This window comes from Nocardioides aquaticus (assembly GCF_018459925.1).
Lineage (GTDB): Bacteria > Actinomycetota > Actinomycetes > Propionibacteriales > Nocardioidaceae > Nocardioides > Nocardioides aquaticus.
In genome coordinates this window covers 148,509-160,781 of the sequence record NZ_CP075371.1, presented here as the reverse complement: position 1 = coordinate 160,781, position 12,273 = coordinate 148,509, and the positions used below count along the sequence as shown (strand labels likewise).

At 67.8% G+C, this 12,273-nt stretch carries 13 protein-coding genes; 5 read left to right on the top strand and 8 right to left on the bottom strand.

The window, feature by feature from the left end; translation table 11 throughout:
* Position 1: 1 nt before the first annotated feature.
* Positions 2-2,725, bottom strand: coding sequence for an ABC transporter permease subunit (locus ENKNEFLB_RS00830; RefSeq protein WP_214057468.1), 2,724 nt, complete (start codon positions 2,723-2,725; stop codon positions 2-4).
* Positions 2,726-2,874: 149 nt separating this feature from the next.
* On the opposite strand from ENKNEFLB_RS00830, the gene ENKNEFLB_RS00825 reads away from it, so the two are divergent.
* Positions 2,875-3,582 (top strand): TetR/AcrR family transcriptional regulator, encoded by a 708-nt coding sequence (locus ENKNEFLB_RS00825; protein WP_214057467.1) that lies wholly within the window; start codon positions 2,875-2,877, stop codon positions 3,580-3,582.
* A 28-nt stretch (positions 3,583-3,610) separates the two neighbouring features.
* Positions 3,611-4,540, top strand: coding sequence for an alpha/beta hydrolase (locus tag ENKNEFLB_RS00820; RefSeq protein WP_214057466.1), 930 nt, complete (start codon positions 3,611-3,613; stop codon positions 4,538-4,540).
* Positions 4,541-5,084: 544 nt separating this feature from the next.
* Here ENKNEFLB_RS00820 and ENKNEFLB_RS00815 read toward each other — a convergent pair.
* From ENKNEFLB_RS00815 to ENKNEFLB_RS00800, 4 genes are all read right to left on the bottom strand, one after another.
* Complete coding sequence (locus tag ENKNEFLB_RS00815) at positions 5,085-5,276, bottom strand: hypothetical protein (protein ID WP_214057465.1); 192 nt, start codon at positions 5,274-5,276, stop codon at positions 5,085-5,087.
* A 155-nt stretch (positions 5,277-5,431) separates the two neighbouring features.
* A complete protein-coding gene (locus ENKNEFLB_RS00810; protein ID WP_214057464.1) occupies positions 5,432-5,785 on the bottom strand; it encodes a helix-turn-helix transcriptional regulator in 354 nt (117 codons plus the stop codon).
* A gap of 109 nt (positions 5,786-5,894) precedes the next feature.
* On the bottom strand, positions 5,895-6,905 hold the full coding sequence (locus ENKNEFLB_RS00805) for an IS481 family transposase (protein ID WP_214057463.1): 1,011 nt from the start codon (positions 6,903-6,905) through the stop codon (positions 5,895-5,897).
* 281 nt (positions 6,906-7,186) lie between these two features.
* Entirely contained in the window at positions 7,187-7,483 is a 297-nt protein-coding gene (locus tag ENKNEFLB_RS00800; protein WP_214057462.1) for a DNA gyrase subunit A, read from the bottom strand.
* A 118-nt stretch (positions 7,484-7,601) separates the two neighbouring features.
* Between ENKNEFLB_RS00800 and ENKNEFLB_RS00795 the strand changes: the two genes are divergently transcribed.
* A complete protein-coding gene (locus tag ENKNEFLB_RS00795) occupies positions 7,602-8,228 on the top strand; it encodes a YdeI/OmpD-associated family protein (RefSeq protein WP_214057461.1) in 627 nt (208 codons plus the stop codon).
* A 198-nt stretch (positions 8,229-8,426) separates the two neighbouring features.
* On the opposite strand, the gene ENKNEFLB_RS00790 is transcribed toward ENKNEFLB_RS00795, so the two are convergent.
* Positions 8,427-9,632 carry an MFS transporter gene (locus ENKNEFLB_RS00790; RefSeq protein ID WP_214057460.1) on the bottom strand — a complete coding sequence of 402 codons (1,206 nt, stop codon included), beginning with the start codon at positions 9,630-9,632 and terminating at the stop codon, positions 8,427-8,429.
* Between the two features lie 94 nt (positions 9,633-9,726).
* Here ENKNEFLB_RS00790 and ENKNEFLB_RS00785 point away from each other — a divergent pair, with 94 nt between their 5' ends.
* Positions 9,727-10,041, top strand: coding sequence for an ArsR/SmtB family transcription factor (locus ENKNEFLB_RS00785; RefSeq protein ID WP_214057459.1), 315 nt, complete (start codon positions 9,727-9,729; stop codon positions 10,039-10,041).
* 114 nt (positions 10,042-10,155) lie between these two features.
* Here ENKNEFLB_RS00785 and ENKNEFLB_RS00780 read toward each other — a convergent pair whose 3' ends face one another.
* Positions 10,156-10,428 (bottom strand): hypothetical protein, encoded by a 273-nt coding sequence (locus ENKNEFLB_RS00780; RefSeq protein WP_214057458.1) that lies wholly within the window; start codon positions 10,426-10,428, stop codon positions 10,156-10,158.
* A gap of 241 nt (positions 10,429-10,669) precedes the next feature.
* On the opposite strand from ENKNEFLB_RS00780, the gene ENKNEFLB_RS00775 reads away from it, so the two are divergent.
* Complete coding sequence (locus ENKNEFLB_RS00775) at positions 10,670-11,182, top strand: hypothetical protein (RefSeq protein WP_214057457.1); 513 nt, start codon at positions 10,670-10,672, stop codon at positions 11,180-11,182.
* 298 nt (positions 11,183-11,480) lie between these two features.
* Here the strand turns inward: ENKNEFLB_RS00775 and ENKNEFLB_RS00770 are convergent, their stop codons facing one another.
* Positions 11,481-12,272 (bottom strand): helix-turn-helix domain-containing protein, encoded by a 792-nt coding sequence (locus tag ENKNEFLB_RS00770; protein ID WP_214057456.1) that lies wholly within the window; start codon positions 12,270-12,272, stop codon positions 11,481-11,483.
* Between the last annotated feature and the right edge of the window lies 1 nt (position 12,273).

The following is a 12,273-nucleotide window of genomic DNA, read 5'->3' as shown; positions in this document are numbered from 1 at the left end:
GTCAGCCCACCTCCAGATAGGAGCCGGTCAGGCTCGGGTTGGCCGCTACCTCGTCCGCCGGTCCCGAGAGCACTACGCGACCTCGACTCAGGACGTAGGCACGGTCCGCCAGGGCCAGACTCGCCCGCGCGTTCTGCTCCACAAGCAGGATCGAGACGCCCGAATCAGCAATGGTTCGCATCATATTGAAGACCTGCTGGGAGATTAGCGGCGCGAGTCCGAGCGACGGCTCGTCAAGCATCAGCAGACGCGGCCGAGACAGGAGGGCGCGAGCGATCGCCAGCATCTGCTGCTCGCCCCCGGACAGCGTGCCCGCGAGCTGGCCCAGCCGGTCCCCGAGGATGGGGAAGTACCCCAGCACCCTCTCGAGATCCTCCGGAGAAACCGACCGGCTCGGGGCTGCGAAGGAACCCAGGTCAAGGTTCTCCTTGACCGTCAGGTCGGGGAAGATTCCGCGACCCTCCGGGATGTGGCCGATACCGCGCCGAGCGCTCGCGGCCGCCTGGTGCCTCGGCCACCCCGACAGTGGTTCGCCCTCCCACGACAGATCGCCAGAGTCGGCAGGGATCACCCCCGAGATGGTGCGCAGCACGGTGGACTTGCCCGCCCCATTGGCGCCGAGCAGCGCGACGATCTCCCCCTTCCCGACCGTCAGGTCCAACTCGCGGAGCACGGGTTCGACGCCGTAACCCGCACTGACCCCCACCAGTCGCAGCAGGGCCTCAGAGCCCTGGCGATCGGACGACGACGGGGTCTCGAGCACCGGATCCGCCACAGTCTCACGCTCGGGTCCAATCTCGAGCCCGTGTGCCCGGGCGGCCCGCCGCTCCCTAAAGCCGAGTGCCGCGAGCGTCGCGCGCTCGAGCAGCCCGGCAAGACCTCGCGGCGCGAGGAATAGCACCAGCAGCAGCGCGATCCCGAAAAGCAGGTTCTGCGGAATACCCGAGCCGCCGGTGACGTCGGGGACCACCGTGATGAACAGTGCGCCGAGGAGGCTGCCGAAGACAGACCCGGACCCTCCCAGCACCACGGCAAGCAGCGCGTAGATCGAGACAAAGACGCCGTAACTATCGGGACCCACAAAGCCAACCAGCAGTCCGCCGAGCGCTCCGCCCAGGGCGGCAAGCGCGGACCCGAGCGTGAAGGCACCGAGCTTGACCCCAGCTGGCTTGAGGCCAAGGGACCGCGCACCGTCCTCACTGTCGCGCACCGCCCGCCACGCCCGTCCTGTCCTGGTGCCGGCCAACACCATCACTCCGGCGCCGACTGCGCAGGCGGCAGCGAGCATGAACCAGTACATGTTCGCCGGCACGAACAGGAACTCGGGCGGCGTCAGCGGAAGCCCGCTGGCGCCGTTGGTGACGTCCTTGAGGTAAACGATCAGCTCGGGGAGCGCGAAGGCGAAGATCAGGGTGAGAAGCGTGAGGTAGATACCGGAGAGCCGGGTGGCCGGCAGCCCCAGAAGCAGTCCGGCACCGCCGCCGACGACTAGCGCCAGGGCCACTCCCACCAGGGGCGGGAGACCTCGGTCCACCGCCACCGCGGCGGTGTAGGCGCCGATGGCGAGGAATGCGCTCTGCCCCAGGGACACCTGACCGCTGAAGCCGGCGAGGACGTTCAGCCCAAGGACGCCGACGAACATGGCAAACGCCGTCGCAAGAAGGAAGAGGCGTCGGTCATCGGTCACGAAGGGCATCACCAGGAGGACGACGAGCAGGACCGCCCACCCGGCGAGCCGGAGCCGCGCCGGGACCGCAACTGGGCCAGCCGGTGCGGCCCCGTCAGTCGAGCCGGGGCGTCCCACCGAGGCGCGCGCGCCGCGACGGGCCGGTGCCCGGCGGCGAGAGGGGATCGAGGGCTCGGGCACCTGTCGCTCGATTCGCCCGAAGATGCCGTGCGGTCGCAGCACCAGCACGAGCGCCACACCGAGGAAGGTGTAGGTCGAGATCAGGCTTGAGTCGAGGTAGGTGAGCAAGAGATTGGTGGCGACGCCGAAGACGAGGGCGCCGATCACAACGCCAATGACGCTGGTGAAGCCGCCGAGGACCACGGCCGCGAAGGCCGTCAGCAAGAAGATGGTGAAGCTGCCGGGCGAGAGGTAGGTCAATGGCGTGACCAGGAGCGCAGCGAGTCCTCCATAGACGCCGCCCAGGATCCAGGCCGACATCCGGACTCGTCCAACGTCGACGCCTAGCAGTTGGGCTGTCAGGGGCCCTGAGCTGACCGCCCGCATCCCGAGGCCGAGCCGGGTCCGCATCACGATCGCGAAGAGCACGACCGTAGCCACCAGGCCCATACCTGCCACAAAGAGCTGGTTGGTGCTGATGGAGATCGGCCCCACGTCGAGCCCGACCCCGCGATCGAAGGCGGGTGCCAGGCTTTGTGGCGCGAAGCCGTAGCGCAGACCGACCAGCCCCTCCAAGATCAACAGCGCTCCCAGCGTGGCCAGGGCGACCGTCAGGTGGGGCCGGTCTCGCAGCGGTCGCGCGATGGCCAGCTCCAACAGGGCGCCGAGCAGACCGCCAACAAGGAGCCCCAGGAGTACTACGACCGGGTAGGGCAACCCCAAGTCGATCAGGTCGCTGGCGACGTAGGCGACCACCGCCCCCAGGCCGCCCATCGCGAAGTTCAGCACCTTCGAGGTGCGGTAGATGACGACGAAGCCGAGCCCGGCGATCGCGTAGAGCAGGCCCACGATAAGCCCGCTGATGACCACGGCAGTCATGTCTTGGTCTTACTCCTCGGCTCGCGGCTCGACTGGTGTGACTCGTGTCACGGCCGCAGCCTAATGACGCGAAAGCCCGTCGTCAACATTCCTGTTGACGTGCTCGTTGGAGAAGGCGACTGCGGCTCGGGCGGGGCTATGCTCCCCCGATGAACAAGGAGCCGGAATCGGGATCCGTCGCCCCGACTAGCGGCATCGGCCAGCGACGCGCCACGGCGCAGGGCCAGAAGAATGCCGGCTACGAGGACCGTCGGGCCCAGATCCTCCACGCCGCCGCGCTTCTCTTTCGCACCGGCGGCTACCGCGGCACCAGCATCGGCAAGATCGCGGAGGAGGTAGGGACGGATCGCGCCTCGATCTACTACTACTTCAGCAGCAAGGAGGAGGTCTTCGATGTCCTCGTGACCGACGTGGTCAAGGGCAACCTGGCCATTGCCGAGCAGATCCGCGACTCGTCGGCGTCGGCGACGGTCAAGTTGCGCAAGCTCGTGGTCCAGTTGATGTGCTCCTACGCCGAGCACTACCCGTTCCTCTACGTGTACCTGCAGGAGAACATGGCGCACGTCGATCCCAAGCGAAAGGCCTGGGCGGCCGAGATGCGACGGGTCAACCGCCGCTATGAGGCCGCCGTCACCGACATCATTGGCCAAGGCATCGACGAGGGCTCCATCCGGGCGGTGGGTGAGCCGTGGGTTCTCGCCTACGGGTTAATGGGCATGGTGAGCTGGACCCATCGTTGGTTCAACCCCAACACGGCCGAGGTCGACGCCAAGACCATCGGCGAGTCCTACGCCGACGTCCTGCTCTCCGGCCTCGCGACCGGCGCGGTCCCCGGTCCCCCGGCCACCGCGGGGTGAGCCTCGTGCGACCGAGAGGGTGCCCGCGATGAACGACGCCCTGCGCCCCGACGTTCAGAGCCTGGTCGACGCCTTCTCCACGCTCGGCGTCAAGCCGCATGAGCAGCTAGGTGTGCTCGCCGCGCGGCGAGCCATGGAGCAGGTCACCAGGTCGCAGTCCGAGCGCGCCCCGATCGCTTTGGTGCACGACGTCAAGATCACCGGTGGCGACGGCCACATCCCGGCGCGGGTCTACAACCCCGCGCCTCGTGAGGAGTTGCCGCTGGTTGTGTATGCACATGGTGGCGGATGGTGCCTCGGAAGTGTCCACGCGGCAGACGGACCGTGCCGACGACTCGCCCGGGCCGCGAGAGCCGTGGTCGTCTCGCTTGAGTATCGACTCGCTCCCGAATCGCCCTTTCCGGCACCGCTGGCGGACTGCATGGCCGCCGTCGATGCGATCGTCGCCGACCCCGGCCTCGTAGGAGCTCGCCCGACCCGGATCGTCATGATGGGGGACAGTGCGGGTGGCAACCTCGTGCTCGGCACCGCCCTGCAACGCCGCGACGCGGGACTCACATCAGCCGACGCCTTGGTGTTGGTCTACCCGTGCGTGGCCTCCCCTCACACCAACGCGCGCCCATCCATGAGGGAGAACGCTCACGCTCCGGTTCTCACCAAAAGCACCATGGCTTGGTACTGGGACACCCACCTCGATGGCCGGGATGCCGATGCGAGGGTGGACATCCTCGGAAGGACCGACCTCACCGGCCTGCCCCCGACCCTCGTCGTCGCCGCCGGCCTCGACCCCCTCCGCGACGAAGCCATCGAGCTGGCGCAGACGCTGCAGGAGGTCGGTGTCACGACCTCCGTCTTGCACTACCCCGGCGCCGTACACGGTTTCTGGTCGTTGGACGGGGTGCTTGAGCAAGCCGCCGAGCTAGACGGCGACATCGCGAACTTCATGGCCGCCCTGTGAAGTGAGGGGCGCCGAGGGCCAGCGGTGACCAGCAGATCCCCCCGGTCTGCTGCCGATTGGCCAGCGTGATGGACGACGGGGCATTGGCCTGCAAGCCTGAGATCGGCGTTTCACCACGGGGCTGCCATTCAGCCACCCCACGCGCACACACAGGCCATCAGCGCAGACCACGTAGGTAGGCGCACGGCTTGAGTGGATCTGCAGGACGAACAAACGCTGCCAACATGGCCCGTCCTCCGAGGAAAACGCGACTGCCCAGGGATCGGCTGACACCCTGCCTGACCCCGGCGCCCTCGTCGTGACGGGTACGCGCCCAGTGGTGCGAGACCGACCCGGTGCCGACCCCCTGCGGTCGCCGCCGCCACGTCAGCGAATGACCCACGCACCTGATCTCGCCTCGCCACTCATCGACACGACCACGCCGCCTTCTGCTCCACACGGATCGGCAGCGGTACGTCGCGTGCGTACCCCCACCTGAAAGCTCAAGAACGAAGCACCACACACCTCTTGCACTGCCGGGGTAGTTCTGTCGGGCGAAACCTCGTCAGCGACGCCACATCGACCGGCCGGCAGGACGCCGCAGCCGCTCGAGCTCGCCTGCCACACTGCTCCACTTTGCCTCGTCGAGTCGGCCCGAGACGTCCATCTCCGCGAGCGCGCGCAGGACCCGGCGGCACGCAGCCGGTGAGCCGAGCACCGCCTGCGCGTGCTCCTCGAGCGAGATCTCGACAGGCACGTACGTCGTGGGGATGACGCCGCTCGCCGCCGCGAGGCGCTCCCCCGACGCCGCACGTCGACACGTGACCGAACACCACGTCTTCGGACGCCCCGGCGGTCGTGGCACCGACTCGACGATGACCCGACCACAGCGCGGACAGGGGCGCTCGACGATCACTGAAGCCGCTCCCGCTCGACAGTCCATGCGACGACGGTGGCGGCGCGCCAGCGCAGGTGCTTGCCCACCCGGAACCCGTGGGGCCCGTATCCCTTCTGGCGCCACGCGTAGATCGTCTGCCTCGGGACGTTCAGGTAGGTGGCGACGGCATCGATGTCCCACAACCCATCAGGGTCTGGGCGGTCCTCAACGTCCGTCGTCGGTGACGGCCGCGCCGTCTTGTCCGGCCTCTGAGCGGCGCCTACCGCCGTGGCTGGTGTCGCGACTGGGTAAGGCGTCCGTGTCCCTAGGTCGCTGTTCTCTTCTTCGCCCCACAGCGGGAGCTGCTCTCCTTCGTCGTCCCTTGCCATCACTGCCCCTTCACGTCGAATCCTTCTCAATCGACGGAAGGCAACGACCACGGCTCAGGGATCAGGCGACGGAAGACCTCGCGCGGCTCGACGATGAGCAGGCGCAGGACTAGGTGTGATGCCCAGCCAGGTTGTTCAACCTGGTGATGGGTGCGGCCTTCCCGATTGCTGAGTGGGGTCGGTGGTGGTTGTACTGGTGGACCCATGCTGGCAGAGCGGCGAGCCGGGCTGACTCGGAGTTGTAGAACTTCTTGAATGCCCAGTCCTCGGCCAGGGTGCGGTGGAAGCGCTCGATCTTGCCGTTGGTTTGAGGTCGGTAGGGCCGGGTCTTCTTCGGTGTGATGCTGAGTTCGGCGCAGGTCTCGCGCCACAAGTGGGACCTGTAGCAGCTGCCGTTGTCGCTGAGGACCCGTTGGACGGTGACGCCGCGCTGGGCGAACCAGGCGACCGCGTTGCGCAGCACCAGGACCGCGGTTTCCTTGGTCTCGTCGTCGTGGGCCTCGACGTAGGCGACGCGGGAGTGGTCGTCGATCACGGTGTGCAGGTAGCAGGTCCCGATGACTGGGTCGCGGTGCTTGCTGCGTGGTGTGCCGGTGCGCGCCACAGTTGTTGACCGGTTCTTCTGGCCTTGCTGGCGGCCGACGTAGCGCCATCCGCCGCCGTCGGGGACCTTGCCGAGCTTCTTGACGTCGACGTGGAGCAGGTCTCCGGGCTGCTCGTGCTCGTAGCGACGGATCGGCTCCCCGGTGGCACGGTCGATGTGGGTGAGCCGATTGAGGCGGCAGCGGACCAGGACGGCGTGGACGGTCGAGGACGCCATGCCGAGTCGGTCAGCGATCTCGACTGGTCCGAGGCGTTGCTTCCAGCGCAGGTGCACGATCTTGCGGACCACCGGTGCCGGCGTCCGGTTCGGTTGGCGGTGTGGTGCCGAGGACCGGTCGTGCATGCCGTCGGGTCCCTCGTCGCGGTAGCGGTCGGCCCACTTCTTCGCCGTGCGCCAGGAAACGTCGTAGCGCTCAGCAGCACGAACGGGCGGCCATCCCTGGTCGACGATCAGTCGCGCGAGTCGTAGTCGTGCGCGGGGGGTCAGGGCAGCGTTTGCATGGGTAGCGTGGGACACGAAGGCCTCCTTCGGTGGCGGAGCGGTTCCTAGACAGCTCCACTCCACACCGGGGAGGCCTTCGTCCATCTACAGGTCAGATCGTGTCGTCGCAGGATCTCGACCAACGTGCCTGGGCATCACAACTAGGGCACCGGCCCGCTACGACTGCCTCCGCAGGTACCACCACGATCCGTGCGTCCAGTACTCGGCCTGAACCGCTGGTGCGCCCAATGCGCCGCGAACGAGACGCACTAGACGTCCGCCCATGCCGGTGGTTGGGGGATCTGCGCCGCCCATGGCTAGGTCGTGGTGAGCCGCGCCAGTTCAGTCCGGATGTCCTCCAGCTCAGCCCGGATCTTGGACTGCGACGTCTGGTCAAGTCTGCGGAACTGCAGGTCAAGCGTTGCCTGCGCCTGAATGTCGCTCAACCCATAGCTAGCCCTCAGCGACCGCAGTGCGTCAGACATATCAGCGCCCTGGAGTACGACGTCAACAAACGCGTGAGGATCACCCAGCACTGACACCAGGCCTTCGAAGATGTGAAGGCGGGACTGGAGATCTCTCACCTGGTGCTGCCGCTCCTGGTCGTCAACCATGCGCTGACATTAGGCGGTAGTGACTCGCACTATCCGCTTCAAGCTGCAGCGATCTGAGGCCGCGTCAACCCGCCGCCTCAGAGGCGCAGGTGTCGGCGTCCGCGGCTAGCGTCGGACCATGGCAACCCTGCTGCCCGAGCTGCTCGTGACCAACCCGGCCGCGCTGCGAGCGTGGCTCGAAGAGCACCAGGCGACGTCGCCCGGCGTGCGGCTGGTGCTGACCAAGAAGGGCGGCACGGACACCACGATCACGTGGGCGAGCGCGGTCGAGGAACTGCTCTGCTTCGGCTGGATCGACGGCCAGGCCGGCAAACGCGACGACTCCAGCTACACCGTGCGCATCACCCCGCGACGCCCCAAGAGCAGCTGGTCCCAGCGAAACGTCGCACTCGTATCGACTCTCGAAGAGCAGGGCCGGATGACCGACGCCGGGCGCGCCGCGGTCGACGCCGCGCGCGCCGACGGGCGGTGGGACTCGGCGTACGCCGGTCCGGCGACCCGCCAGGCGCCCGACGACCTGGCCGCGGCGATAGCGGCGGATCCGGACGCGCGGGCGATGTTCAACGTGCTCACGAGCGCCAACCGGTTCGCGCTGATCCATCGGGTCGAGAACATGAAGCGCGCTGAGAGCCGGGCCCTCAAGATCACCGAGATGGTTGAGATGCTGGCGCGCGGCGAGACGCTTCACCCGCAAAGGGCGGGTCATCCCGGACGGGCAAGCCAGGGCACCGACGCCCGGCAGTAGGCCCCTCGTCGTGGTCGTCGTGCCTGCTCGAGCAGCGTCTTCGACCGCTACGGACGTGACCTGCACGGCCGATGATGCGCAGCGAGCGTGCGAGGCCCTCAGCCTTCCTAGATTGCCTTCGCCATCTGCTCCGCAACCCTCTGCTCGTCCAGACGACCGCTCTCACGAAGCCCCGCGCCGATGTCGCTGCTGGATCTGTCAGTCAGTCGAGCGGTATCTGCGCAGGAGCGCCGCCGTCGCGGAAAGGACGATGACCAGCCCGCCGTAGGCGTACGTCGTGGCGGCCAGGCCCACGTGGGGTGCGGCCACGCCGGCGACGACGGCGGGGATTCCGAAGGCGAGGTAGCTGACCACGAAGACCGAAGCGAACAGCTCGCCCCGCTCGTCGGGTCCCACCGTCGGGGTGATGGAGCGCATGATGCCGAGAAACGCGGTGCCGAAGCCCGAGCCGGCGACCACGGCGGCGGCGATGAAGCCCCAGTAGGAGCCGAACGCGAGCGCGACCAGCGTGAGTGCGGTGCCGAGGGCGAGCGCGGTCGTGCCGTAGATCGTGATCTCGCGCGAGGTCCGGTTGCGGGCCACGAAACTGGACAGGGCGCCGACCCCGGTCAGCGTGGTGACCACGAGTCCCTGCTCGACGTGGCGGGCGCCACCGAGCTCCTGCGCGACGATCGGCGCGCCCAGCGAGAGGTAGAGCCCACCGGTGGCCCAACCGGCGAACAGGGCCGGGGCGCTGCGCGCGAAAGCCGGGCGGGCGGTGACCGGGACGCCGACGGTGGGTCGGAACGACCGGAGCACGCCGTCGTGACGAGGAGAGGTCTCGGGGAGCAGCCACACGGCAAGCGCGAGCACCGCGTAGACGCCGGTCAGGACGCCGAAGACCACTGCCAACGGGGCGTCAGCACGGTCGATGACGGCGCCGCCGACCAGCGCGCCGAGCGCGAGGCCGGCCAGGGGCATGACGCTGTTGGCGGTGGCGGCGACTCCGGGGCGGCCGGGGGGCTCGAGGTCGACCACGGTGGCGGTGAGCGAGGAGAGCAGCAGACCACTGGCGACGCCCTGGACGATCCGAGCGGTGACCAGGAGCGTGACGGAGTCGGCGTGCCAGAAGGCCAGCATGCTGACGGCCAGCAGGGCCAGGGCACCCGAGACGACCGGACGGCGGCCCAGGTGGTCGGACAGCGAGCCGGTCACCAAGAGCGTGAGGAGCAGCGCGACGGCGTACACCGCGAAGATGCCGGTCAGGATGGCCGAGGAGAACCCGATGTCGCGCTGGAGCACGGGGTAGAACGGCGATGGGGCACTGGCCCCGGCCATCATCACCAGGATCGCGCCGAGGGCGAGGGCGAAGCCGGCCGGGTGGCCACGACGGACAGGGGCCGGGGCGTCGACGGTGGTGGCCATGGTGGGTCCTCGCGGAGATCAATATTGGTTCGACGAAGTTCGAACCATGGCGACGGTACGTGAGTCTTGCCAATGGTTCAACTATTGTCGAACCATGACGGCTGCCACCGAGCTCCACCACCCCCCGATCAGTGACGTGGCCATCACCGACGTGCTCTTCGCGCTGAGCGATCCGGCGCGCCTTGCCCTGGCGCGCCAGCTCGTGGACGGGCCGATGGACATGGCAGCCTGCAGCGCGACCGGCGGCCCGGTGCCGAAGGCGACCAAGTCGCACCAGCTCAAGGTGCTGCGCGAGGCCGGCGTGGTCCGCAACGTGTCCAAGGGACGCGGGCGCCTGCTCAGCCTGCGCCGCGACGAGCTCGACGCAGTGTTCCCGGGACTGCTCGACTCCGTACTGGGCACCCGCTGAGGTCCCAGCCCGACCACGGGTTCACCACTCCTGACTCTGCGTCGCGAGGCGCGTCATTCCACCGCAACGGCGTCATGTCACGGTCGACGGCCCCCTCCCCCATGGCCTGTCAGGTCACTCGAGAGCCTGTCGGAGTGCAACGACCTCCGCGAGCGCCAGCTCGGCAGTTTCCGTCGCGACGGCCAACGCCTTGATCAGAGTGGCGATATCGACCTTTTGGCGTTGGCTCGGGCTGCGGAGGGCCTCGTCCAGATCGAGGCCGAGGTCTCCGACGGCGTGAAGCTGGTCCTGGAGCTCTCGGAGGCTGCGATGGCTGATCCGGCCCTTGATCCTGAGGTCCCGTTCTGTCTGTGCCTGCGGAGTTCTGCTGACCTTGAAGAGACCCATGAGGCACTTCCTTCGGTTGTCGGTGGTCCGAAGGTACGCATGTGGCCGCACCCGCACTCGGCAGTGTGAGCTGCCAACCGGAGCAGCATCAGCGCTGCAACTGCTCGGCGGCAACGCGTTGAGCGCGCCGCGCATCCTGCGTCCACAGGCGCCGTTGCACCACGAACAGGACACCTCCAGCGTCCGTTGACGCCAGTGAGCGCACGCTCGGGCAGAGAGCCCCGCACCCGATAGCCAGACGATGACCACAGCGCTCGCATGTCTCGTGGACATACTCGGGAATCCTCTAGAGACTCCAGGAGTGTCCCTACCCACGCCGCACCCGGCGTTCGTCCTCCACTTCAACGACCCGATCTACGACGACACCGGCTTGGAGACCGCGCCATTCGGTAGCGATGAGGGCTCAGACGTCTTGCAGGACTGGGGACAGCGACGCGATGAGCTGGGGAGGAACTCCACCATCGCTGACGTGTTGGAGACCGATCAGGCCGGGCTCGATGCTCTGGTGGGGACTTTCAAAGGGATCGACTACCTGGACCAGGCGGCATTGATTCGTGGCGCAGCATTCACACTGCTGCGGCTCACTGGACACCTCAGCGTCGACGATCGCGCGCTTGCTCTGCGCACCATCGAGTACGAGACCCAGACGACAGCGGATCCGGGCTGGCTCCCGCAGGAAGTCAGGGAGCAGATGTTGCCCGCGTTGCACGTCCAGCGCGAGGACCTTCTCTCCTGGGCGAATCCAGGCGAGTAGGCGATAGTCGAGTGGGCGCCACCTAGCGCGTAACAGCCGCTTGCCCGCCGCATGGAGAGCTGCCCGCCGATCACCTAGACCGAACCTGGCCAGACACCGGCCCTAGGGGAACCGTCTAGTAGCCGCTTTCGGGACACGTCGACACTCCACGACATGCCCGCGAGCAAGGTTGTGGCGTCGACACCATCTGCTGGACGTTGAACTTGATCGCGACGTGCCTGGTCTGCCGATCTGACTCAAGGTGAACATCTGTTGGGCCATCAGCTCCGTGGCTGACGGTCGTGCTGGTTCTTCGGGATCAAGTCGACGCTCTCGGATCGCTTTCTGAAACGTCGCCGCCGGCCTCGATCCAGTCCGACAGGACTGTGAGCGCTTCGAGCTGCGCAGGGTTGAGCCGGGGGTCGCCCAGAAGAGTCGGAAGTTGACCGGGCGGGACGAGTGCGAGGCGTCGCCCGGTATCGCTTGACCGAAGGTTGCACATGACAGCACCGAGCAGCTTGGCGAAGCCGAAGGCGACCGCTCTCACCTCGTCGTCCGGCGCAGTCGGGTCGAGGTCACGGAACCGGACGACAACCGCGCTCAGTTCGCCATCGGCGTCGGCGTGGGTGATCGCTTCGCCCATGCGTAGCAGGTCCTCGGCGTACGTCTCGCTGCCGAGACTGGCAACGACGATGCCGGCGTCCCGCTCGAGGTCGGCGATGGCGGGGCTGATCTCAGCGATCAGGTCGGCGACGGACGGACCGGGTGGAAGGTCGGGTCGCCGTCCGTCGGCGAGCAGCTGGGCGATCTGGCGTCGCTGCTCCTGCAGCCGCTCGACTTGTGCCTCCAGCTCACCATCGAGGTCGGTCAGGACATCAGCGGCCGAGAGTGCCGGGGAGCCGGTGTCTGCGAGTAGATCCGGCATCCGGTCGAGCGGGATGCCGAGGTCAGCGAGCCGGCGGATGCGCAACAACCTTGCGACGTGGACAAGGGCGTAGTGCCGGTAGCCATTGCCGCTCCGCGTCGGCTCGGGAAGGAGCCCGATCTGGTGGTAGTGGCGCAGCGTGCGCACCGAGACGCCCGCGAGTTCGGCGACCTCCTTGCTGCGCATA